Origin of the sequence: Bacillus sp. Marseille-Q3570 (assembly GCF_946151055.1) — a bacterium.
Lineage (GTDB): Bacteria > Bacillota > Bacilli > Bacillales > Fictibacillaceae > Pseudalkalibacillus.
Window position 1 is genome coordinate 1 of sequence record NZ_CAMGYZ010000013.1, and the last position, 24,753, is coordinate 24,753.

Here is a 24,753-nt window from a genome sequence, read left to right on the forward strand (position 1 = left end):
CTAAAATAAAAGAATTACTAACAGAAAGAAATCATTTGTTAGAAGCAATGAGAGAATATGTTATTGAAAATAAAACTGATCGTTTTGCTGTCACAAACAAAATTTTCACGTGGTTAAAAGCTGAAAATGATGAACAGACAATTGAATACTTGCTTGAGACTGGTTTTATAACTTATGAAACTGCACCTAAGATTTATGAAAGAGGTTTTTTAGGTATGTTTATGAACGATATTAATTTTATTTTTGCGGACTCAGAAATAGAAATAATTGATTTAGATGATTCCATAAATTCGTATATTATCAAACCTTTCGTAAATAGAAACTTTAAAATTTCATGCTCATATAAGAATTTTATACATTATTTTGGCTGGGTGTTATTTGGTGCAAAAAGGTTTGTTGCATTCGAAGTAAAAAACATATTAAAAGTTAGTACCATTTATGATAATCCATCACTAGATTTAGCTTTTGATGAGTTAAGGAAAGTATCTAGGAGCCCAGGCTCGCAATTTAATTTACGAAGGGAGCAATACAGTGGTGATGGATTCGCTTTAAACACAATCGACATATATGATAAAAAAAGAAAAAAAGTATGGGTGCTTAATAATAAAAGAAAATTTTTAAATAAATTTAAGACCTATGCTTTTGAAGTTGAGGATTTTAGCAATGATGAGTTTGAATATTATTTAACTAATCTTAGCCCAAGTGAATTTGATTTATACACTGATGAAGAGTTGAAAGACCTTCGAGAAGTAAGTAAAGAAATGGATCAAATTAAAAAACGGTAAAGTAATATGCCGAACTTCCCATAATATATAAAATGGGGGATGTGGTTATGAGTAATGAAAAAGGGCTTACATAATTAGATTACAAGATTTTAAAAGCTTTATTTGAAGTTTAATTATGGAGAGAGGTTAAACTTTAAGGAAATGGGATTGAGAATAATCAACACGCTGCTTATCATTTAGAGTTGAGAGATCTACAAAATTGTACAAACCGAAACCGGTAAATGATGTAAATTGTTGTTATTTCAAGTTATACCGACCAATCAGCCTATCTTTGGACATCATTATATTGATTACGATAAAAGTAAAACATTTGGTACCAGTGGAATGAAGCATGAGATGTACCACAACAATGTAGTTAACATCTGGGATGAAAATATTGATATTCTAAAAGATGGACTAGAAGTAATTAAAGTAAAATAAATAATTATTAATTGGCATCTCCTATGAGGTGTCTTATATTATGGAAAAAGAAGGGGTTCAAATGCTTCTTGGAGAATATTGTAAGTAATTATCTTTAAGGAGTGATTTTGTTGTCAAGTATTTAGGAAGATCAACAACATTCAGAAAAAGTATTACATGAAAGTGAGAGCAATTATAGTCTGGATAACATATAGGGGCTGATCTTTAGTTTTTAGGATTAGTGTTGTAATACCATAAGCCTTATAATTTGCTATAAAAAAAGAGGGGTTTCATGGAGAGCATAAACATTACTACATTTAAAGAATTCTGGGTACAATTTAATCTACCTATTATTATGGGGTTAATAGGTGCTGTTATTGGTCACTATCGAAATCATGGTGTTATTCAATTACCTACAATTTCAATACCTTATAGAATTCCGATTCAATTAAAAGGTTGGTATAATATTACTAAATTTCCTTTACATATTATTATATTGATTGTAATTGATTTTATTTGTTTTATAATTGGTCTTAGGATATGGAAAAGAGATACAGATGATGAAGAAATATTAGATGAAACGATTATGATTGATTTAGGCTTTTTGGGAGATATGTTAATTGGGGTTGCGGCAGGAATACTTGCTAAAACTGCAATTGAATTGGCTGATGTTCAAAGTCAGTTTGCTTTAATTTCAACTTCTTTATTAGCAGGATTTGCTGGATTGTCATATTTAAAATCCCAACAGCTAAATAATTGGCTTTTAAATTTAGAAAGTACAGAAGACACATTAGAACAAGTGAGATCCAGATCAGCCGCAAAAGAAGAAATGTCACAAAGTTATGATCAAACGGGCAGTGGTAAACATAAAGATATTAAATAAGACTAAATGAGGTGGTTAAGAATGTCAACAGAAATGTTGCCTCATAAAAAACAAAAAGAGGAAGAAATTTTAGGAGTATTAGAAAATCTATATAAAATAATAAATAACCCCGGTATTTCAATGGGGAGAAGACGTATTGCAATGGCAAAGTTTAATAAAATCGTAAAAAAATATCGATTAAATATTCGTGAACTAAATCAAAGGAATCATTAAGGCACCCTTAAGGTGCTTTTTATTTTTTATAATATATTTATAATAAATAAGTCCCGACCTGAATACATTCAATTTGGGAGGGAGTAAACATGACAATTGAACCAAAAGAATTGCTTTTAAGGATGAAGGAATGTGAGTATTTATTTGATTCAAAATTAGGGCAAACAATCAACAAAAATTATGAAGAGGACAAAAAACATGTCTTGAAGATCCTTGATTTATTGTATCAAAATTATGAAAGAGTAAGATATGTTGATGATTTAAGTGACAGTAAAATTGGTAAAAAAAAGTGGGGTTTGTTGATTTCTGAGAAATTTGCAATGATGGATAAAAGGGTACCTATTCCTCAAGTACCTTTTCACCTTGTAGCAGAAGGGAAAAATAAAGTATTAATAAAACCTAAACATGCATATTTAATGCTCCAAGGATTCTTTCATGAGTTAGAGGATGAAATATGTGTAGTGCTAAATTTTAAAGATAAAGAATGTAGGAAGGTATTTAGAGAGAATGTGTCATATGAAAACTTAGCTAAATAACAATTTTATTGAGCATCCGGAAGGGTGCTTTTTATTTTGTCTATTTTATTGAGAGGAGTGATAATAATGGCGTTAAGGAATTTATGGACAGAGCATTATATTGCTATTGAATATCTTGTTATGCCTGACCGTGGTGGATTAACCTTAGAAGAAATCGCAGAGAAATGTTCTGTAACAAGGAAAGTCTTATACAATTGGAGACAGGATGATTTATTAATAAGGAATTAAAAAAGAAGATAGTCCGTATTACAATTGACAGGTTGCCTGAAGTAATGGAAATTAAGGATGGTAACATAGTAATGTTAAAGAATTTCCTTCAAGTGCATGATTTATTTACTGAGAAGCAAGGAGTGGTGAATAAGAATGATGGGCAATGTTATAAGATGAAGATGAAATGAAGAAGAAGATCGAGGAATATAAAAGAAAGAATAAAAGTAGGACTATATATAGTTGTAAATGAATTGAGGTAGTGTGAAATGTGCTGTGGGAATATGTGTGGTAATGTGCTGATGTGGTTATAGTGCTATGAAAGGGCTTACGACAATCCGATTTAGTGTAATAAAGGATAAATTCCTAGTGTGGAACAATAGGGTGAATACATCGACTGTAATACGCTGACGGACAACTTACAAAAATTTTTCATGATTGGGGCTGATAATTCAACACCTCACCTAGTTTTATAGGTGAATAATGCTATGGGATATGCAGGATTATATGCAATATGTTATGGCTACTGGTAATAGAGAAGTGTTGATATTAAAGAATGTATAATATAAACTGATTAATTCACAATTCAATGCGGTGATTGGAATTAGAAATCAAAACGTAAAAAAATGCTTTTACTAATTAGAATTTGTTGCATGGCAGCATTCAAGAAGACAATAGTCAATCGGTAAATCAAGGTGTGTGATAGTCAATCTTTATAAATGTTGGCTAACCCTTTATACATCAAGTTTCGTGTTTCGCCACCTTGACAGGGTGGAGGTCACTGGTTCGAGCCCAGTACGGGTCACCATACATACGATAACAAAACCACGAAGCACAAAAATGTGTTCCGTGGTTTTTTATATAGGCTTTTTTCTAAGTTTACGAAAACAGCACTTATATAAGAACGTAAAAAGTGTTTTTCACTTATCCCCAATAGCCAGCCCAAATTTTAAAAAGGTTCTTGTTCAATTCCATCCCTTTATCCTCTAGAGCTTGAAACGTGGTATTGAATTGGAGCCCTTCCAATACGACCACGCCATCGATTTTGTTTTCATGAAAAAGCCGATAGATTTTTTCACTGTTATCAGAACCAGTCGTTTTTATATAGCTGTGAACCTTCATATTACTGACCATAGATACTTCCTTGAATTCATTACATGCTTGGGAATTACCCAAAACAATGATCTGGGGATCACGTCCTGAGTTGCGTTCGTTCTTTACAGACTTTTTTATATAATTGGATGCAACGACCCAATCTTCATTATAAAGTTGCTTTTTATTGCTTATGGAATCAGCATGTATTCTATATTGATAAAGTTTCTTGTTGATTTTGTGGATTTCACCTACTTCAAACATCCTCATCCATAAATCGTAATCATAGCAAATTCTGTAAGAAGTATCATATCCACCAACTTCCTCAAAGATTTTCTTTGAAAATAGGACGGATCCATGACATAAGGGGTTGATGTAGAATCTGTATGCTTTCATATGCTCACTTGAAATGAGAAAATTACCGAATTCTTCGGAACGTAATCGCTTAGACGGAATTTCTTTATTACCGCTAAAACATTTTTTAAGTGTCCCGAGTGCTGCTAGATGAGGATGTTCTTGTATATAAACGGCTTGTTCTTCCAGTCGGGTGGGGATGCTTATGTCATCTGCGTCTTGGATAGCGATCCATTTACCGGTAGCCTTCCTGATTCCGATGTTCAACGCATTCGCGGCACCCTTATTTTCAGGAATGTGGATGATCCTTACTCTTGAATCTTGTACGTCCTTCAAAATTTCAGCGGTATTATCGAATGAACCATCATTGACAATGATGAATTCAAAGTCCTGATAAGTTTGATTTAAAATGCTTTCTATCGCTTCTTGTAGATAATGGTCCCCATTGTATACAGCCATTACGACAGAAATGAGCATATCAAGTCTCCTCACTCATTTTTTAGTATGTATATTACTTCATTTACTGTATATGTCACTACACGGGATGGATGCAAAAAGGAAACCTCTCCGATACTTGGATCGAAGAGGTTTTATTTGCGCCACACTTTTTTGAAGTGTGGGAATGAGTAAATTGGGGAATAGTTTTCTCCATAAGATCTGCCCAATTTTAATCTTTGAAATGCTCTTTCAAGTTCATATGACCATATTTCAATATATTAAAATCAGGAAATCTTGAGTTTGTTCAAGTTTCGTTCACGAATGTTGTTTGCTAAATGTAGTTGTAGAAGCTTGTCCAACTCTTGGCTGCATTTAAGGGTTTCGCTAGATGACATGCCATAAACACGAGCTGTCTCTAGCATTTGTTCTCTTTTTCGTTCGATTGTGTGAACTAACATTTTTTTACCTCCATACCTAAGTTTCGAGTTGACCTTGTACATTATCTTACAAAAACAAGATCTATGGAAGTCTTTCGCCGAAACTTCTGATGATTCGACAATAATAGAATAAAATTAACATGCGTTACAATCAGCATTTAGATAAAAAGTCATAGATGGATAAGGAGATGATCGAATGGGGAAACAAGAAGATTTGGAAAAGAAAAAGGGATTACCCCCTGGTTCATTAGTATATGTCGGGGATGAAGAAGCCTCGTTTACAAAAGTCTCTTTGATCGACTATGAAGGTGATGCATTAGAAGAAAAATCTGTCGATACGATCCAGGAAGCATTAGCGTACGCAGAAACAGACAGTGTGACCTGGATTAACATTGAAGGTCTTCACAATAAGGAGGTATTTAAAGGAGTCCGTGATGATTTCGGAGTACATCCTTTACTTATAGAAGACATATTGAATACAGAACATCGCCCGAAGATCAATGTGTTAGATAATTATGTGCTGATGATTTTGAAAATGGTCTGGTATGATCGTGAGGAAATTGATATTAAAGAAGAACAAATCAGTATCATTGTAAAAGATCAAGCCATAATCACTTTCCAGGAGAAGGAGGGGGATGTACTGGATCCTGTCAGGCAAACAATTCGACAGAATCTAGGGAATATCCGGAACATGAGTGCTGGGTATCTGGTCTATTCCATTTTGGATGCAATCGTCGACCAGTATTTAGTTGAATCTGAGCGGATTTCATCTGATATCGAGCAGGTAGAAGAGGAAATGGTCTTGCACCCCGATCAAACGGTTCTACAGAAGATCTATAATTATAAGAATGTAGGTATGTATCTTCGAAAACAAGTGTGGCCTGTAAAAGAAATCATAACCGGGCTTGAAAAATCGAAAATCATTGATTTGAATACAGGCTTTTATTTGAAAGATGTATCCGATCATGTCATTCATGTGATGGATATGGTGGAAATGACACGTTCGATGGCGGCCAATCTGTTGGATGTCTATTTTTCAAGTGTCAGTAACAAGATGAATGAGGTCATGAAAGTATTAACGATTGTTTCAACGATTTTCATTCCGCTGACATTCATTGCTGGAATTTACGGGATGAACTTCGAGTATATGCCAGAATTGAATGACCGGTGGTCGTATCCGATCGTGTGGGGTGTCATGATAGCAATGACTTTGGGGATGATCCTCTTTTTCAAAACAAAACGTTGGTTCTGATGAATTGTCTAACAAATAAAGGAATAAAGTTGATATAATGGGAGGGCATTATTAATACGTAATAAACGGAAGTGAATCTATGACGAAAGAAGATATTCTGATTGGAATCAAGGAAAAGACTACGCTGAGACCACTTGTTCTAACAGCGGTCATTTTGGCGATGTTCATGGCCGCCATTGAAGGTACGATCGTTTCAACCGCCATGCCAAGTATCGTCGCTGATTTGGGAGGCTTCAGGTTATACAGTTGGGTGTTTTCAGCTTATCTGTTAATGCAGGCTGTGACGATATTGATTTATGGAAAATTATCCGATTTGTTCGGTCGAAAACCCGTTTTCACATTCGGAATCAGCATGTTCATGATCGGTTCGGTGATGTGCGGTTTTGCAGGAACGATGGAAATGCTCATCATCTCCCGTTTAATCCAGGGATTCGGTGCAGGAGCAGTGATGCCGATCGCAACTACGATAGTTGGAGATATGTATACGATGGAGGAACGGGCGAAAATCCAGGGGTATTTAGCAAGTGTCTGGGGAATTTCGGCTGTCCTTGGACCAGCTCTCGGCGGGTTCATCGTCCTTTACTGGGAGTGGGCCTGGGTTTTCTGGCTCAATATCCCACTCGGCATCCTCGCGATATTGGGGACGAATTTATTTTTACATGAGGACATCGAGAAGAAAAAACACAAGATTGATTACATAGGCGCATTGTTGATTTTCGTTGCTGTCAGCAGTTTGATGATTGCCCTGATCCAGGGGGGAGTCTCACTTCCTTGGACTTCCTGGCAAATCATCGGGTTGATCGGAACATTTGCTGTAAGTTTCTTATTGTTCATCATCCAGGAACGTCGTGCTGCTGAACCGACAATGCCTCTCAGTATTTGGAAGGATCGCTTGATCACTTTAGCGAATCTTGCTTCACTGACCACCGGTGCAATCTTATTCGGTATTTCTTCTTTTTTACCGGCTTATGTACAAGGGGTCATGGAGGAGTCCCCTCTTGTAGCAGGTTTCACGCTTACAACCATGTCGATCGGTTGGCCGATTGCCTCTACCTTGGCTGGAAGATTGATTATAAAGCTAGGTTTCCGGACAGTCGCTCTTGGTGGAGGGATCGCACTTGTATTGGGATCGTTGTTTTTTGTTGCGCTTGACCCGGTAAAAGGACCGATCTGGGCTGCCATCGGTTCATTCATCATCGGTGTTGGAATGGGCCTCTCGACTACGACTTTCATCGTTTCTATCCAATCCTCGGTCAACTGGGAAAAACGAGGAGTCGCAACAGCTTCAAATATGTTCATGAGGATCCTTGGAAGTGCAATCGGTGCAACGCTTTTAGGAGGTATTCTGAACAATCGGCTTCAAAATTACTTAGAGGAACATGGAGCGAATCTGGATGACTCATTATCAATTGATGCCGCAAACATCCTTCTTGAAAAATCGCAGCGGGAGAAATTATCCCCGGAGACCCTTGAGATTTTACAAGAAGGTTTGACGTTTTCGCTTGATAGTGTCTACATCGGAGTGTGTATATTAGCGATCATAAGCTTTCTGTTAATTGCTTTTCTTCCGAAGAAGGATGAGCAGAAGCTAGAACACAAATAAGGGGATGATCTTTTTGCCGGCTTGACTGACTGAAAAGTTTCAGCTCATGACAGTCCGGTCGTTTGTGTGGTATTAACACAACATTAGGTGTGAACTTTTTAGAATTAGAGGACAATCGTGCCGCTATTTTTGATAAAATGGGTTGTTTTAAAAATTTAGAGGACATCTGTTCCGTTATCCGGGGTAAAAATAGACTTTATTTTAATGAATAGAGGTAGATAAGGTCTCTGGTGTCCTCTAAATTCCCAATGTAAGTGTTTTTGGAGCAAATAAGGTCTCTGTTGTCCTCTAATTGTAGGGATGATTTCTCCGTTTAACAACTACCATGTCAACGGTTCTTTTCAAGAAGTTCGATTCGATTATGAAAGGGATCGAGAAAGGAAAAGCGCTTGATTCCTGGAATTTGTGTTTCTTCCTTGACCGATACACCACTTGCTACAAGGTGTGCTTTTACATTGTCAAGCTCGGTAACCTCGAAAGCGGGATGACGTTTGCTTTTTTCCGTATAAGGTTCCGTTCCAATATGCAATTCGATGTCCGCAACCTGGAACCATAATCCGCCATTCCTTTTCAATGCTTCCGGTTTCTCGATTTCTGTCATTCCCAAAACCTCGCTGTAAAACCTGCGAGCTTTCTCCTCTTCCCCAGTGGGTATACAGATCTGAACATGATGAAGTCTTTTGAATTCGATTTTCATCCTATAATTTCCCTCCTAGAAACTGATAGATGAGTTGAGTGAAAAGTAACACTGTGATAATCCGTAAAATCAATTTCACTACTGATTTTGATAACTTGCCAGCAAGCCGGACGGCGACTTGAGCTCCAATCAATGAACCGATGGATAACGGAATTGCTACATCCCATCGGACATATCCTGTGACATAGAAACTGATGAAGCCTCCGAAACAGCTTAGAAAAGTATTGAATCTAGTATAAGCGATGGTGCGCAGGTATGAGATTCCTTGATAAAAGAAAAGGTACATTTGAAAGGTTGCCTGACCAGGCCCGAACATGCCATCATAGGTCCCGATTCCTAATAATCCCGGATAACTCCATAATGATAATTTTTCATGTCCATCCTCTTGTTGTGGCGGTTTCTTGATGAAAGAGGTGAGAAAAGCGATAACCAAAAGGCAGATTCCTATGATGATCATCGTCCGTTCTGATAGTGACGAAGCAATCAAACCGCCCATGATTCCTCCAATAAAGCTGAAAGGGGCGATTTTCAAGGCGGCGTTCAGCTTTACTTCTTTTCTTTTCAAGAGGACGAAAAAACTTGAAAAGGAACTGAGCATATTAGAGAATTTGTTAGAAGCAATGGCATTATGAACTGGGATTCCAGCCAGCAGCATGGCTGGCAGATTGATGAGACCACCGCTTCCAGCAAGTGTACCAATAAATGTAGCCACAAAACCGATGAAGATTAATAATAGAGTCATAATGGTACCTTCTTCCATTTTAGCGTCTATTGTTATCATATGGGAAAGTCAGCTATAATAAAATGACGGTTTTTTTATGATCTATGATAAGAATAACTTATCAGTGAAGGTGTGAACAGTGCATGCAGATGACCGAATTTAGAGTATTGAATGTGTTGGCTGCCGAATTGAATATGCGTAAAGCCTCTGAACGGCTTTATGTCTCACAGCCAGCTCTGAGTCAGAGATTGCAATCGATCGAACAGAGATGGGGAGCCAAGATTTTTATACGATCCCAAAAAGGATTGACATTAACTCCAGCGGGGGAAAAGGTCATTGAATTCGTAAACCAGACCCTCCAGACTGAAGAGGATCTGCAGGATGAAATTTTATCGCTTGGGGATGTCGTACACGGAACGTTGAAGATCGCTGTTGCATCGATCATTGGTCAATACTGGCTTCCGAACGTCCTTAAGGAATATGTGGAACAGTATCCGAATGTGAAAATTTCACTTGTTACAGGGTGGAGCAGCGAGGTCCAGCGGCAGCTGTTCAGTGATCATTACCATGTGGGGATCATCCGGGGTTATCCAGATTGGAAGGGACCAAAAGAGCATTTGATGAGTGATGAGCTTCATCTCGTCGATACGAAAATCCAATCTCTTGAGGAATTGAATGATACCTCCAGACCTTTCATCCAATTCAAGAGTCATTCCACCTATTATCAGGAGATACAGGACTGGTGGGTGAAGAAATTCAAGTCTCCCCCCAAACGGACAATTGTCGTCGATCAGATCGAAACCTGTAAACAGATGGCCTTGAATGGTATTGGTTATGCGATCCTTCCTTCAATAAGCTTGACCAGGCAAGACAGGAATATCCACACAATCCCGATATTGAATGAGCATGGTGAACCCTTGAGCAGGGACACTTGGATCATCAATAGTGAGGCTTCCCATCAATTGAAGCAAGTCCGAGCATTCATCGATCTGATCAAGTCGGTGAAACATAGAACGTAATACTTAACATCCGTAGGAAAATACGATAAAATGAACGCGATTGAAAGAAAAAACGAGCCTATAGGAGGATACACACATGAAAATGATGGATGCAAACGAAATTATCTCGTTTATTCAAAATAGTGAAAAGTCTACACCCGTAAAAGTACATATCAAAGGTGTTCTGGAAGGAATTGATTTCGGATCGAATACGAAATCATTCATTACAGGAAATACCGGAGTACTTTTTGGTGAATGGAAAGAAATAAAGGAAGCAATCGAAAAGAATGAAAAAGCGATTGAAGATTACGTGGTAGAAAATGATCGCCGTAATTCAGCGATTCCTTTGTTGGATCTGAAAGGTGTACAAGCTCGTATCGAACCAGGCGCAGTCATTCGTGACCAAGTAGAAATCGGGAAGAATGCAGTCATCATGATGGGCGCGATGATCAACATCGGTTCTGTCGTCGGAGAAGGTACGATGATCGATATGAATGTCGTCCTTGGTGGACGTGCGACGGTCGGGAAAAACTGCCACATCGGTGCAGGTTCAGTCCTAGCCGGTGTCATTGAACCACCTTCTGCAAGCCCAGTCGTTGTTGAAGATGGTGTTGTCGTTGGAGCGAACGCGGTCATCTTAGAAGGTGTACGTGTCGGTGAAGGCTCTGTGGTAGCTGCAGGAGCGGTCGTTACAGAAGATGTACCTCCAATGTCCGTGGTTGCTGGAACACCAGCTCGCGTCATCAAGAAGATTGATGAAAAGACGAAAGGGAAGACTGAAATCAAGCAAGAGCTTCGTCAATTGAAAGAAGACTAATAAAGGGGAGAGCGACAGATGATGCCTCTCGAACAACTGATACAAATCCGACGTGCATTGCATCGGATTCCTGAGCTGGGTTTTCAAGAGGTGAAAACCCAGCAATTTTTATTAAAATACATTGATACACTTCCTCAAGATTTTCTTCAGATTACAGAGTGGAGAACAGGGTTTCTGGTGAAAGTGGCTGGTTCTGCCCCTGAACAGACGATCGGTTATAGAACCGACATTGATGGCTTGCCGATCAGCGAGGAAACCACTTATGATTTCCGTTCTGAACATCCTGGAATGATGCATGCTTGCGGTCATGATTTTCATATGACAATCGCTTTGGGTGTATTGACACACTTTGCAACAAAACGCCCGAAAGACAATCTTTTATTCGTATTCCAACCTGCTGAAGAAGGTCCTGGAGGAGCATTGCCGATGCTGCAAAGTGATGAATTTAATGCGGAGCGCCCGGATATGATGATGGCACTGCATATCGCTCCAAACCTTCCAGTAGGGACGGTTGGTATTAAAGAAGGGTTGCTGTTTGCTAATACTTCTGAGCTTTTCATCGATTTGAAGGGCAGGGGAGGGCATGCGGCATATCCCCATGAGGCGAATGACATGGTAGTGGCAGCAAGTCATCTGGTAACGCAGCTGCAAACGATTGTGTCCCGGAATATGGACCCGCTCGATTCTGCGGTAGTGACCATCGGTAAAATTACAGGCGGAACAAAGCAGAATATCATTGCAGAAAACGCTCGAATCGAAGGAACGATCCGAACACTATCACCAGAAGCGATGAGTATTGTGAAGAAACGGATCGAGGCACTGGTAAACGGTATAGAATCCGGTTTTGAATGTCACGCTGCCATTGATTATGGTGCTAACTATTATCAAGTTGATAATCACCCAATACCTACGAGGGAATTTTGTGAGTTCATGGAAAGTAATCTGCCTCAATATCCCATACGTGTTGTTGATAAAGCAATGACAGGGGAAGATTTCGGTTATTTCTTGAAAGAAATACCGGGGTTCATGTTTTGGCTAGGTGTTGACACGCCTTACGGCCTCCATCATTCGAAAATCGAACCGCAAGAAGATGCGTTAGAGGTAGCGACTACCGTCTTGATCGGTTATTTAGAAGATAAAATGAAGTAGGTAATCAGAGTCCTGTGATTAAAGGGTTCCGTTAAGAGGTGCAAAATCAAAAATAGTGATCATAATGACACGCGTTTTGTCACTGTAACTGGAATAGAGTATAAAAAAAGACTCGTTTATTTGACGAGTCTTTTTGTCTTTACAGAAAGGGATCTTAATTTTCTTCTTATTCCATTAAAGCTCCCTTTAAATGACTCATTTATAAAACCTAACGGACACAGAGGACCTTATTTTTATGAAATACATGTGATTACAAAATCTAACGGACACAGGAGACCTTATTTGCTCCAAAATCATCCAAAACAATAGACTTTTTTACAAATAACGTCTCTGGTGTCCGTTAGCATACTGAAATTGGCTTTTTTGTCACAAATAACGGCTCTCCTGTCCGTTACGCCCAATCTGCATTCCTTCTTCAACAATCCGGCCTTTTAATGGAATTACAATATTCATTTACACATCCTTATTTTACCGCAAGAAAGAGCTGCTAAAGAAAAAATGACATCAAAAATGGCAACACAAACGGCACGCATTTTGACAACCTCCTTTGATCGTACAATAACTGTTGTCCAATAAAAATACCGTGTCATTTGTACTGTCAATTTCTCATTAATTATTTGAGAAGCCTTGATATTAAAGCAAAATTTTCTGTAGTCAATTCACAGAACATTTCTGATGTCATTAATAGGTTTTGCACCCCAAAACGGAATGGGCTCTTTTTTTATATTGGCACTTTACTAAAAGATTGTTGCTTTTGAGTCCTTTTAATAAACTACCTTGTGCAAGTTGATGGGAGAGCAAGGTGCGAGACTCCTGTGGGATCCATCTGAACTATTTGGACTACCTGAATAGATTTTTTAGCAAACAGATTTCCGAGCTTCCATATTATGTATAGCACTCCTTTGATGAGGTTACATTAACAATATTCGCAGAGGAGGTGGATGAAATGCCAAGAATCGGAGTAGAACAATCGTTGACAGATGTCCAGGAGGCATTGCAAAGCAAAGGGTATGAAGTAAAGCAATTACGCCAGGAACAGGATGCTGAAGATTGTGATTGCTGTGTGATCACTGGCCAGGATCAAAATGTAATGGGGATCCAAAATGCAGTAACAAAAGGTTCAGTAATCAATGCACACGGCTTTTCGGCAGATGAAGTTTGCCAACAGGTTGACCAACGTTTGAATCAACAGTAGGGGATGGCATCAGCTGTCCTCTTTTCTTTTTCAAATGTACATAATGGGCATATTTGGGTATACTTAGTTCTCAAGAATGTTTGTGATTTGAGAGGGTATTGTACATATGAATCTTCAGAATATAGGTATTCCTGAACAATTTAAACGAATTGTATTAACACCGCCAAGGATTTTAGCGTTTTCTTTTATCGCTTTGATTACACTTGGAACGTTATTGTTGAAATTACCGATAGCTACCGAGAAAGAGATTACCTGGCTGACCGCCTTGTTCACATCGACCTCAGCTTCTACGATTACGGGGCTTGTTGTGGTTGATACAGGTTCCGTTTATACGCTGTTCGGTGAAATCGTCATTTTATGCTTGATACAAGCAGGCGGCGTAGGAATCATGACCTTTGCGGTGTTGATTGTTCTGATGCTAAGTAAAAGAATAGGGATACGATTCATGCTTTTGATCCAGCAAGCACTAAACCAATCATCCTATGGGGGAATTCTCCGGTTGGTTAAAGTCCTGTTGATTTTTGCATTCGTTTCTGAAGCGATCGGGGCACTGATTTTAATGTCTATGTGGGTACCGGAAATGGGGTGGAAACAGGGGACTTATGCAAGTATTTTTCATAGTATCTCAGGTTTCAACAGTGCTGGTTTTTCCATATGGTCCGACAGTCTGATCAGTCACAACACCAACCCTGTCATTCTGACGGTCATCTCCACTTTATTCGTATTGAGCGGGCTAGGATTTACAGTCATTCTCGATCTATACTATAGCAGGAAGTTCAGGGAACTTTCCCTCCATTCGAAACTGATGATCATCGGTACGGTGGTAATTAATTTTGTCGCATTGATTGTCATATTCACACTCGAGTTTACGAATGTTAAAACGATCGGTCAGATGACACTCTCCGATAAATTGTTCAATTCTTATTTCCAGGCGGTGACTCCAAGATCGGCAGGGTTGAACTCTGTGGATGTAAGCAGTATGGAAGATGCTTCAGTCTTTTTCACAATCATCCTGATGTTCATCGGTGCAGGGAGTACCTCGACTGGCGGAGGAATCAAATTGACCACCTTCATCGCTTTATTGCTCTCAGTTGCGACCTTTTTAAGAGGGAAAAGTGAAGCGGTCATACTGGGGCGGACAATCAGTGATAGTACGATCATCCGTGCATTTGCTATAACTGTCATTTTGATGGGTATATTATTCAGCACAGTTTTCATCATGATGATAACTGAAGACGCATCCTTCATTGAAATTTTGTTTGAAGCGGTATCGGCGATTTCAACATGCGGTCTTTCGATGGGAATCACGGGTGAATTATCTTCAGTCGGACAATTCGTCATCATCTTATTGATGTATTTTGGGAAACTTGGACCTCTCACACTTTTATTTATACTTGCAAAACCAAGTATACGCCGAAAAGTCCGCTATCCGTACGGTGAAATCATTACAGGTTGAATTTTGTTAATCCAAAAAAAGCCCCGTCAAGCTATTGTAGCCTGATGGGGTTCTGTTTGGTGCCAGGTACACTTTTGTAACTCAACAGCACCAAGGGATCTGAAAGTGTACCTGGCACTGATCAGCTATCCTTTTTTACCCAGTTGTCGTTTTCGTTCTTTTCGTATTTTTCTTTCACGGCATTCCATGCTACTTTATGTGCGGTTTTCTCCTGTTCATATTGTTTGCTGGCTGAGTTGAATGCTTCTTTATAAATTTCGCGTGCATGTTTTGGAAGATTGTTTTTGACTTGATCAGGAAGTTCTTCATGAGAATCATATGGCATAAAAAGTACCCTCCTTTTGTGAAGAAGGGTACCCGTATATTCAGTCTTATAAACATTATTGATTTTCGTTCTTGTGTACGTAGACTTGATGTGGGAACGGGATTTCGATGCCGTTTGCGTCCAATGCTTCCTTCAGTGCTTTGCGTAGCTCTCGCTCCACGCCCCATTGCATATCATTCTTCGTTTTTGCGATTACCCGGAGGACTACATCAGAGGAACCTAGTGATTGTACGCCAAGGACATTGGGACCTTCAACGATCTCTTCATTTGTCTCGGCGATCCGGTCACATGCTTCTTGCAAGACACCAATCGCTTTATCGATATTGTCATCATAAGAAATGCCGATATCCACCACCGCTCTCATATTTCCCCGAGTGTGGTTGCTGATGGCACTGATTTCACGGTTCGGAACGTAATGCAGGGTTCCGTCAAATCCACGGATGTGTGTCGTCCTCAACCCAGTGTCTTCTACAATGCCGTCAAAGCCAGCTGCCGTTACATAATCACCTACGTCCAGCTGTTTTTCCAATAGGATGAAAAAACCGGTGACAACATCACTGACAAGTCCCTGCGCGCCGAATCCGATCGCTAAACCGATGATACCAGCACCAGCCAATAGACCGGTGACATCCAGTTCAAAAGTTCCCATGACGGCCACTACTAAAATAAAGATGAGTGCGTAAGAAAAGATGCTTTTCGTTATACTTTTCAGTGTAATCGCTCGACCGGCTGACATATTGTTGCGATTCTGGACTTTTTCAAATGATTTATTGATGACCCGGTTACCAACCACTCTTACGATCAGGAACGCAATCAAGATGAATAGCAACTTAAACGTCAATATTCCCGCATCTTTCAAAATCTCAGCCCAATCAATCTTCGATAATAATTCTTCCAAGTTATCAGCTCCTTGACTCTAGTAACAAACTAGTAATACTATAACGAAATCTGAGAGTTGCGTGCAATTGATAAGACGTATAATGAGTATATCCTTTGAGATGGTATTCGAAACAAGTTAGAATAAATGGTGTGACATGCTTAAAGTGTTTACTTATAGCTATTTTTGGTTATAGTAAGCATGTCGAGCATGCTATATTAAATTAATTCTCATTTAATATTGACTATTAACTAGATAGAGACTATAATATAGCATGTACAATAATTGTGAGGAAAGTTCGGCTTAAGTGCCGATCTTACATTACAAACATTTTTTTGGAGGGATTACGAATGGCAGAACGTATGGTAGCAAAACAAGCACCGCGCTTTGAAATGGATGCGGTACTTCCAAACAAAGAATTCGGAAAAGTAAGCCTTGAAGAAAACATGAAGAATGACAAGTGGACAGTCCTTTTCTTCTATCCAATGGACTTCACATTTGTTTGCCCTACAGAAATCACAGCTGTGAGCGATCGCTATGATGAGTTTGAAGATCTTGATACAGAAGTCATCGGTGTATCAACTGATACGATCCATACTCACTTGGCTTGGATCAACACAAACCGTGACGATAACGGATTAGGCGTATTGAAATACCCATTAGCTGCAGACACGAACCATAAAGTCTCTGAAGACTATGGCGTGCTGATTGAAGAAGAAGGTGTAGCACTTCGTGGATTGTTCATCATCAGTCCAGAGGGCGAGCTCATGTACTCTGTTGTCAACCATAACAACATTGGACGTGACGTAGACGAAACACTACGTGTCCTTCAAGCTCTTCAAACAGGTGGACTTTGCCCGGCGAACTGGAAGCCAGGTCAAGAAACACTTAACGTTTAATGGAGATTTTGATATAGAGCCTAACTTAACGTTAGGCTCTATTTTTTTCTTCCAATAAATTCAGAAAATTAGTTCATTTAAAGATTCGGTACTATTATCCGATAGGTACTAATAAGGATTTTAAATATGCAAATTTAAAATTAACTATTTAAGCAAAATTATGGTTATTTATTTCGGAATCCGTTATATTATTTATATTATGACTTTTTAAACAATACATAAATGAAAAGGCAGGTGCTTTTGTGGATACTTTTAAACGTTTGAAGGAATTTTACTGGCCTTATCGTAACTATTTCTTACTATCCGTATTTTCATTATTATTTGTATCAGGTATCACCGTCATATATCCGATGCTGCTGCAGTTCACGATTGATGAAGTGATCATCAATGAACAATACAGATGGATTCCTTACCTGGCGATCGGCTTCATCATTGTGATGGCGATCAAAGGAACAGCTACATTCTTCCATCAGTATTTAGGGGATTTATTCGGTGTCACCGCGGTCTATCGACTAAGGGAGGCATTGTATAAAAAGCTGCAATACTTACCGTTCAGATATTATGACAATGCGAAGACCGGAGACCTGATGTCGCGTTTGACTGCTGATGTCGAGGGGTTTCGGTTCTTTTTATCCTTCGGGTTCGCACAGGTCATCAACTTCTTATTGCTCGTATCCTTCAGTTTAGGTGTAATGTTCTACTATTCTGTCCCTCTTGCATTCGTCACATTAGGCATGCTGCCGTTCTTAGCTGTCGCTGTCTATCGTTTCGATAAGAGAGTCCATCCGGCATTCCGGGGAATCCGGAAATCGATGGGGCGTTTGAATACGAAAGTCCAGGAGAATGTAAGCGGAATAAATACGATCAAATCCCTTTCTCGTGAGGACTTCGAAATCGGGAAATTCGTCAATAACAATAAGGATTACCGCGATAACTACTTGAACACCTCAGATATCTGGGCAAAGTATTTTCCGCTCATGGAAATGATCGGGAACCTATGTGTCGTTTTCTTGCTTTCATATGGTGGATTTCTTGTCTTCAACAACCAATTGAACCCTGGGGAGCTTGTTGCATTCTTCAGTTTGGTCTGGTATATCATCTGGCCGATCATGAACCTTGGATTCGTAATCAATACGTTCTCCCAATCAAAAGCTTCTGGTGAACGTCTTCTGGAAATTCTAGATGAACCAGAAGATATCCAGGACAAAGAAGACCCGCTGCATATCGACGAGTTGAATGGAGATGTGGAGTTCGCAAATGTTACACATAAATACGCAAGTGAAGAAGAATATGCATTGAAAGATGTTTCATTCAAAGCCACAAAAGGAACGACGATTGGTCTTTTAGGAGCAACTGGCGCAGGTAAAACCACCATCACTCAATTGATTTCAAGATTCTATGAACCAAAGGAAGGCAAGTTATTGATTGACGGTATAGATATCAAAGAGTATTCCATCAAATCGTTAAGGAAGAATGTTGGTGTGGTTCTGCAGGAAACATTCCTATTTTCCTCATCAATTAGAGATAACATCGCATATGGAGATGCTGATATCGAACTTGAAAAAATTGTTGATGCTGCAAAAAGGGCTCAAGCTCACGATTTCATCATGGAACTTCCGGATGGGTACGATACTATCCTCGGAGAACGGGGCATGGGGCTATCCGGTGGTCAGAAGCAGCGGATTGCAATTGCGCGTGCCATCTTATCTGATCCTAGTATTCTTATATTGGATGATGCGACAAGTGCTGTTGATATGGAGACAGAGTTCAAGATTCAGAAGGCTTTCAGAGAAGTGATGAAAGGCAGGACAACATTCATCATCGCGCATCGTATTTCTTCTTTAAAGCATGCAGATGAAATCCTTGTGCTTGAGGACGGTCGGATCGCACAACGTGGTACACATGAAGATTTGATCGATCAGGAAGGAATGTACCGCAGGGTTTATGACATCCAATACAAAGATAAAAAAGTAATAAAAGAAAGACAGACAGGATAAGGGGGGTGGTACGATGAGCAGCAATACGAAAAAACGATTTCATTATTCACAGGATCAAGCGATTGAGAAACAATTCAACTGGTCTCAAATGTTGCGCCTTTTTGGGTATATAAAACCATATAAGTCGAACTTATTGCCGAAATCAATCATTGCAATGTTGATTTCAACAGCAGTTCGCCTGGTCGTACCGATCTTCATCGGGGTTTTGCTTTTCGACCATGCAATCAAAGATAGAAACGAAACCCTTCTGATGCAATTGATATTTGGAATAGCGGGACTCTATATCTTAGCGTGGATTGCGAATACATTCCGGATCAAATGGACGAATCAATTAGGCCAATACATCATTTATGATATTAGACAAGGATTATTCAAGCATATCCAAAGGCTTTCACATCGATTTTTCGATCAACGGTCAGCAGGATCGATCCTGGTCCGGATTATAAATGACGTCAATTCATTACAGGAACTTTTTACGAATGGGGTTATCAATCTATTGATGGACTTCATTCTGCTTGTAGGGATTCTTGTCATCATGTTCTTCTTAAGTCCAGAATTGACGTTAGCAATCATGATTGTCTTGCCGATCATGTTTTTCATCTCAACCAAATTACGAAGAAACATCCGCCGTTCATGGCAGACAGTCCGGATCAAGCAGGCAAAGCTCAATTCCCATTTGAATGAAAGCATTCAAGGCATACGGGTTACCCAATCCTATACACAGGAACAAGAAAACATGGGGTTCTTTGAAGGCGTGAATGGGGAAACCTTTGAAAGCTGGAAAGATGCCACTCGGAAAAGTGCAGTCTTCCGTCCATTCGTAGAAATGTCCAATGCAATTGGAACTGCCATCTTGATCTGGTATGGTGTCTATCTGATTCAAAATGGAATGGATTATGGTGTCTTCGTAACCTTTGCATTCTATCTAGGAATGTTCTGGGAGCCGATATCCAGAATGGGGCAAGTATACAATCAATTATTGGTTGCAATGGCTTCCAGTGAGAGGATTTTTGAATTTTTAGATGAACAGCCGAATGTGTCAGAACGGAAAGACGCGATCACCTTTGATGAAATCGATGGAAAAATCGAATTCGATCAAGTTGAATTTTCATACGATGAAAAGCGTAAAGCACTGAATGGAATAGATATAACGATTGAAGCTGGTGAAACAGTCGCTCTTGTCGGTCATACTGGGTCTGGGAAAACAACGATCGCAAACCTTATCAGCCGATTTTATGACCCAACAAAAGGCTCAGTAAAAATAGACGGTGTAGATTTACGGGATGTAAAGCTTGATAGTTTGAGACAAAAAGTTAGTGTGGTCTTGCAGGACACATTCATTTTTTCAGGAACAATCATGGAAAACATCCGTTTCGGACGTCCAGATGCGACAGATGAAGAAGTGATCTATGCAGCTGAAGCAGTCGGAGCAAGTACATTCATTGAAAAATTGGAAAATCAATACAAGACTGAGGTTGAAGAGAGAGGAAATGTCCTTTCTGTCGGGGAGCGTCAATTGATCTCCTTTGCACGGGCGTTGCTTGCGGATCCGCGGATTTTGATTCTCGATGAAGCGACAGCGAGCATCGATACTGAAACGGAATTGAAAATCCAGAATGCTTTGCAAACCCTTCTTAAAGGCCGAACAGCAATCATCATTGCCCACAGGCTATCAACGATCCGTGAGTCAGATAACATCTTTGTCCTCGATCACGGAAATCTCATCGAACAGGGGAACCATGATTCACTCATGCGCCAAAAAGGAGAATATTACGATCTGATCGTTTCCCAATTTAAAATGCTGGATGCAATGTAAAAGCGGAAGACCACGAATGGCTGAAAAGCCGTTCGTGGTTTTTCACTTTAAGAAAGTACCTTCATAAGTCTAAAAGGATCTTCATATGACTAAAATCTTATTATCACACCTAAATGCTCATTACTTCACAAATTAACTGCAACTTGATAAAATAATAACACGATATATTTGTGAAATATTTCACAAATATTTCACACGATCAGAATCAATTTGTAACATCTGTTTGCTATTTTTCGTTTGTAGAAGATTATAAATATGGTAAAGTAACAGTAATATATTTTCGTATAGAAGAAATGGCCAACTTGGCTCAAATCTCTTAAAAAAGAGAGGTTTAGCCAGATTTTTGGATAATGTATTTCAGAGGGGGAAATCGGTGATGCCAGAATTAGATAGCGTTATGCTAAGTCGTTTGTTGACAAGTTTGACTCTAGGATTTCATATTATTTTTGCAACCCTCGGTGTTGGTGTCCCATTGCTCATCAGTGGGGCAGAGTGGCTAGGTATCCGAAGAAAGGATAATCATTACAGATTACTAGCTCGACGATGGACAAGAGGTTTCGTTGTAACGGTGGCGGTAGGTGTTGTCACTGGTACATGTATCGGTTTGCAGTTGTCCTTGTTGTGGCCAAGTTTCATGGAAGTGGCAGGTCAGGTGATTGGACTACCTTTATTCTTAGAAACATTTGCATTCTTCTTCGAAGCTATTTTCCTGGGGATTTATCTATACACGTGGGACCGGTTCAAAAATCCTTATTACCACTGGTTACTCTCAGTACCTGTGGTGATCGGGGCATCAGCGTCAGCTTTTTTCATTTCAACCGTCAATGCATTCATGAATTCACCTAAGGGGTTCAAGTTGGAAAATGGCCAGATCACTGAGATCCAGCCATTGATTGCGATGTTCAATCCAGCTACACCCACTAAGGCTGCGCACGTGATATCATCGGCATATTTAACTTCAGCATTTGTTTTAGCAGCGATAACCGCTTTCATGATCTTGAAAAAGGGCAATAACGAATATTATAAAAAAGCCTTGCATTTTACGATGGTGACAGGTTTTGTCTTCGCGGTCTCGACTGTTTTGATTGGTGACTTTTCGGGGAAGTATCTCGCTGAATACCAGCCTGAAAAATTAGCAGCTGCTGAGTGGCACTTTGAAACGGAAAAAGGAGCTGACTTGATCGTAGGCGGGGTTCTTGATGAGAATGGAGAAGTGAAGTATGGATTAAGACTCCCGAAATTTTTAAGCATCCTCGCGCATGGAGATCCGAATTCGGAGGTCATCGGCTTAGAAGAGTTTCCAAAAGATGAAACAGCACCGCTTTTCATACATTATCTATTTGTTATGATGGTCGGAATCGGGATGTTCCTGCTAGCTTTATCAGCACAGTATATATGGATGTATAAATGGAAAAAAGGAAACCCCTATTCTAAATATCTTTTGATGGCGATTGTCGCATCTGGACCACTTGCAATGCTGGCTATTGAATGTGGCTGGATATTCTCGGAAGTTGGAAGACAGCCATGGATCCTGTGGCATGTAATGCAAACGTCAGAAGGGGCGACCACAAGTGAACACGTCGGCTCGATGTTCATTTTATTCTTCTGTCTTTATGTCGTCCTTGGCTGGATTTGTACAACAGTATTATTGAAAATGTTCAGGAGTAACCCGGCAGAAACTGAATTTGAAGAAATGGATCGATAAGGAGGGGATAAGATGGAAATACAATTACTCGGCATCACGGTACTGTGGGTTTTTCTTTATGGATATCTGATTGTGGCATCAATCGATTTCGGAGCTGGTTTTTTTGCCTATTATGGAAAAATCACAAAACGGGATCACATCATCAATTCAATCATCAGCCGCTATCTATCCCCTGTATGGGAAGTCACCAACGTGTTCTTTGTCTTCTTCTTTGTTGGACTGGTAGGTTTCTTTCCAAGCACAGCCTATTATTATGGGACTGCCTTATTGGTTCCAGGAAGTATAGCTTTAGTTCTACTCGCAATCAGAGGATCATTTTATGCTTTTGGAAATTATGGAGCAAAGGATAGTAATATCTACACATTTCTATATGGTGCTACTGGATTATTGATTCCAGCATCTTTATCTACTGCATTAACAATATCAGAAGGTGGATTCATTACAGAAGAAAACGGGACTGTGGTTTTTCTTGTAAAAGAATTGTTTACAAGCTTCTACTCCTGGTCTGTTGTATTTTTAGCGATTGTAAGTGTATTGTATATCAGCGCCATGTTCCTGAGTTTTTATGCAAATAAAGCGAAAGATTGGCCAGCTCTTGAGATTCTAAGGAAATTTGCTCTCTTTTGGAGCCCGCCAACGATTCTTGCAAGCTTTCTGGTATTTCTTGCCTTACGTGAGCATAACCTTGACCATTTTAATAGAATGATCGATTACTCATACATGTTCATTCTCTCGTTCATCTGTTTTAATATTGCAGTTTGGTACGTATATAAGAACAAGCGGTATGGGACAGCGTTCATTTTCGTCATGCTTCAGTTCTTGTTTGCATTTTTCGGGTATGGTGTTTCCCATCTGCCATACATTTTGTACCCTTACATCACACTGGATACTGGGTTCACAAACGAAACGATGGGAATTGCTCTGGTCATCGCTTTTATCGCAGGATTGTTTTTACTCATCCCTTCGTTGCTGCTTTTGATGCGCATGTTCCTTTTTGATGCTAAATATGTTGAAGGAAATCGAGAAAAATAATTTCAGGATATGGTACAATGTGATGAGATTGAACGTTTAGGGCAATTGGAGGAATGAGAATGAAAAAGCAATTCGCTGTAATTGGGCTAGGACGCTTCGGGGGAAGCATCTGCCGTTCATTAAGCAATAATGATATGGAAGTACTGGCAATTGATATTGATGAAGACCGGGTCAATGAGTTTTCTTCGATTGCCACCCATGCTGTGATTGCGGATACGACGGATGAGAGTGTCCTCAAAAGCTTAGGGATCAGGAATTTCGATCATGTCATCGTTGCAATCGGTGACAATATTCAGGCAAGCATCCTGACCACCTTGATTTTAAAAGAACTTGGGGTTGCTCATATAACTGTGAAAGCACAAAACGACTACCATGAAAAAGTAGTCCGTAAAATCGGTGCAGATCGGATTGTCCACCCTGAGCGAGACATGGGGCAGAGGATCGCGCACAACATCATGTCCAACAATGTGCTGGATTACTTGGAATTGTCCGATCAGCATAGCATTGTAGAATTGATTGCAAGCCAGAAAATGCACGACAAGACGTTGATTGAACTCGATGTCCGTGCAAACTACGGCTGTAACGTCGTTGCGATCAAGCGAGATGAAGAAATCATTGTATCACCGCAAGCAACCCAAACGATCGTTGAAGGTGACATCTTGATCGTAATCGGAGCCGATAACGATATAAGCCGATTAGAAAAGAATCTATTGATGGATTGAGGGGAAGCCTGATTTCAACACAAGTTGAGATCAGGTTTTTTTAATATGGGCTTGAGGTTTTTTAGGACTGTATAAACATGGAACAACTTCGATTCGGGACAGAGGTAGGTGGAAAAGTGTGAGAGCTATCTCGAAACAAGTCTTTACG

The 24,753-nt window shown here is 39.6% G+C and carries 24 protein-coding genes and 1 tRNA gene; 19 read left to right on the plus strand and 6 right to left on the minus strand.

Annotated elements, in window-relative coordinates:
* The 6 genes from N8M93_RS16940 to N8M93_RS16965 form a co-directional block, all read left to right on the plus strand.
* Positions 1–785: hypothetical protein (locus tag N8M93_RS16940; protein WP_261133798.1), on the plus strand; the 785-nt coding region annotated here is incomplete at its 5' end.
* A 691-nt stretch (positions 786–1,476) separates the two neighbouring features.
* The gene (locus N8M93_RS16945; protein ID WP_261133799.1) at positions 1,477–2,067 is read left to right on the plus strand and encodes a hypothetical protein; all 591 of its coding nucleotides are present in this window, start codon (positions 1,477–1,479) and stop codon (positions 2,065–2,067) included.
* Between the two features lie 21 nt (positions 2,068–2,088).
* Entirely contained in the window at positions 2,089–2,280 is a 192-nt protein-coding gene (locus tag N8M93_RS16950; RefSeq protein WP_261133800.1) for a hypothetical protein, read from the plus strand.
* Between the two features lie 89 nt (positions 2,281–2,369).
* A complete protein-coding gene (locus tag N8M93_RS16955) occupies positions 2,370–2,816 on the plus strand; it encodes a hypothetical protein (RefSeq protein ID WP_261133801.1) in 447 nt (148 codons plus the stop codon).
* A 66-nt stretch (positions 2,817–2,882) separates the two neighbouring features.
* Positions 2,883–3,044, plus strand: a complete 162-nt coding sequence (locus N8M93_RS16960; protein WP_261133802.1) for a hypothetical protein — start codon at positions 2,883–2,885, stop codon at positions 3,042–3,044.
* Between the two features lie 649 nt (positions 3,045–3,693).
* Positions 3,694–3,831 (plus strand) — tRNA-Ser (locus tag N8M93_RS16965).
* A 116-nt stretch (positions 3,832–3,947) separates the two neighbouring features.
* Here N8M93_RS16965 and N8M93_RS16970 read toward each other — a convergent pair.
* Positions 3,948–4,946, minus strand: a complete 999-nt coding sequence (locus N8M93_RS16970; protein WP_261133803.1) for a glycosyltransferase — start codon at positions 4,944–4,946, stop codon at positions 3,948–3,950.
* Between the two features lie 245 nt (positions 4,947–5,191).
* Positions 5,192–5,365, minus strand: a complete 174-nt coding sequence (locus N8M93_RS16975) for an aspartyl-phosphate phosphatase Spo0E family protein (protein WP_261133804.1) — start codon at positions 5,363–5,365, stop codon at positions 5,192–5,194.
* Positions 5,366–5,540: 175 nt separating this feature from the next.
* Between N8M93_RS16975 and corA the strand changes: the two genes are divergently transcribed.
* Positions 5,541–6,596 (plus strand): magnesium/cobalt transporter CorA, encoded by a 1,056-nt coding sequence (gene corA, locus N8M93_RS16980; protein WP_261133805.1) that lies wholly within the window; start codon positions 5,541–5,543, stop codon positions 6,594–6,596.
* 79 nt (positions 6,597–6,675) lie between these two features.
* On the plus strand, positions 6,676–8,199 hold the full coding sequence (locus N8M93_RS16985) for an MDR family MFS transporter (RefSeq protein WP_261133806.1): 1,524 nt from the start codon (positions 6,676–6,678) through the stop codon (positions 8,197–8,199).
* Positions 8,200–8,527: 328 nt separating this feature from the next.
* On the opposite strand, the gene N8M93_RS16990 is transcribed toward N8M93_RS16985, so the two are convergent.
* Both N8M93_RS16990 and N8M93_RS16995 read right to left on the minus strand, forming a co-directional pair.
* Positions 8,528–8,896, minus strand: a complete 369-nt coding sequence (locus tag N8M93_RS16990) for a VOC family protein (RefSeq protein ID WP_261133807.1) — start codon at positions 8,894–8,896, stop codon at positions 8,528–8,530.
* A gap of 1 nt (position 8,897) precedes the next feature.
* Positions 8,898–9,638, minus strand: a complete 741-nt coding sequence (locus N8M93_RS16995) for a sulfite exporter TauE/SafE family protein (protein WP_314728302.1) — start codon at positions 9,636–9,638, stop codon at positions 8,898–8,900.
* A gap of 122 nt (positions 9,639–9,760) precedes the next feature.
* On the opposite strand from N8M93_RS16995, the gene N8M93_RS17000 reads away from it, so the two are divergent.
* The 5 genes from N8M93_RS17000 to N8M93_RS17020 all read left to right on the plus strand — a co-directional run bounded on the left by N8M93_RS17000 (position 9,761) and on the right by N8M93_RS17020 (position 15,232).
* Complete coding sequence (locus N8M93_RS17000) at positions 9,761–10,636, plus strand: LysR family transcriptional regulator (protein ID WP_261133808.1); 876 nt, start codon at positions 9,761–9,763, stop codon at positions 10,634–10,636.
* 76 nt (positions 10,637–10,712) lie between these two features.
* Entirely contained in the window at positions 10,713–11,432 is a 720-nt protein-coding gene (dapD, locus tag N8M93_RS17005; RefSeq protein WP_261133809.1) for a 2,3,4,5-tetrahydropyridine-2,6-dicarboxylate N-acetyltransferase, read from the plus strand.
* 21 nt (positions 11,433–11,453) lie between these two features.
* Positions 11,454–12,581 carry an N-acetyldiaminopimelate deacetylase gene (locus N8M93_RS17010; RefSeq protein WP_261133918.1) on the plus strand — a complete coding sequence of 376 codons (1,128 nt, stop codon included), beginning with the start codon at positions 11,454–11,456 and terminating at the stop codon, positions 12,579–12,581.
* A 946-nt stretch (positions 12,582–13,527) separates the two neighbouring features.
* Positions 13,528–13,776 carry a YkuS family protein gene (locus N8M93_RS17015; RefSeq protein WP_261133810.1) on the plus strand — a complete coding sequence of 83 codons (249 nt, stop codon included), beginning with the start codon at positions 13,528–13,530 and terminating at the stop codon, positions 13,774–13,776.
* 106 nt (positions 13,777–13,882) lie between these two features.
* Positions 13,883–15,232, plus strand: a complete 1,350-nt coding sequence (locus tag N8M93_RS17020; protein ID WP_261133811.1) for a TrkH family potassium uptake protein — start codon at positions 13,883–13,885, stop codon at positions 15,230–15,232.
* 121 nt (positions 15,233–15,353) lie between these two features.
* Here the strand turns inward: N8M93_RS17020 and N8M93_RS17025 are convergent, their stop codons facing one another.
* Positions 15,354–15,557: a ChaB family protein gene (locus tag N8M93_RS17025; protein ID WP_261133813.1), complete on the minus strand. Its 204-nt coding sequence runs from the start codon at positions 15,555–15,557 to the stop codon at positions 15,354–15,356.
* Between the two features lie 55 nt (positions 15,558–15,612).
* Positions 15,613–16,455, minus strand: a complete 843-nt coding sequence (locus tag N8M93_RS17030) for a mechanosensitive ion channel family protein (RefSeq protein ID WP_261133815.1) — start codon at positions 16,453–16,455, stop codon at positions 15,613–15,615.
* A gap of 329 nt (positions 16,456–16,784) precedes the next feature.
* Between N8M93_RS17030 and N8M93_RS17035 the strand changes: the two genes are divergently transcribed.
* From N8M93_RS17035 to N8M93_RS17060, 6 genes are all read left to right on the plus strand, one after another.
* Positions 16,785–17,333: a peroxiredoxin gene (locus N8M93_RS17035; protein WP_221563948.1), complete on the plus strand. Its 549-nt coding sequence runs from the start codon at positions 16,785–16,787 to the stop codon at positions 17,331–17,333.
* Between the two features lie 242 nt (positions 17,334–17,575).
* Positions 17,576–19,330 (plus strand): ABC transporter ATP-binding protein, encoded by a 1,755-nt coding sequence (locus N8M93_RS17040; protein ID WP_261133817.1) that lies wholly within the window; start codon positions 17,576–17,578, stop codon positions 19,328–19,330.
* 13 nt (positions 19,331–19,343) lie between these two features.
* Positions 19,344–21,146 (plus strand): ABC transporter ATP-binding protein, encoded by a 1,803-nt coding sequence (locus N8M93_RS17045; RefSeq protein WP_261133818.1) that lies wholly within the window; start codon positions 19,344–19,346, stop codon positions 21,144–21,146.
* 376 nt (positions 21,147–21,522) lie between these two features.
* Positions 21,523–22,851 carry a cytochrome ubiquinol oxidase subunit I gene (locus tag N8M93_RS17050; RefSeq protein ID WP_261133819.1) on the plus strand — a complete coding sequence of 443 codons (1,329 nt, stop codon included), beginning with the start codon at positions 21,523–21,525 and terminating at the stop codon, positions 22,849–22,851.
* A gap of 12 nt (positions 22,852–22,863) precedes the next feature.
* Positions 22,864–23,883, plus strand: a complete 1,020-nt coding sequence (locus tag N8M93_RS17055; RefSeq protein ID WP_261133820.1) for a cytochrome d ubiquinol oxidase subunit II — start codon at positions 22,864–22,866, stop codon at positions 23,881–23,883.
* A 59-nt stretch (positions 23,884–23,942) separates the two neighbouring features.
* On the plus strand, positions 23,943–24,605 hold the full coding sequence (locus tag N8M93_RS17060; RefSeq protein ID WP_221563958.1) for a TrkA family potassium uptake protein: 663 nt from the start codon (positions 23,943–23,945) through the stop codon (positions 24,603–24,605).
* The last annotated feature ends 148 nt before the right edge of the window (positions 24,606–24,753 follow it).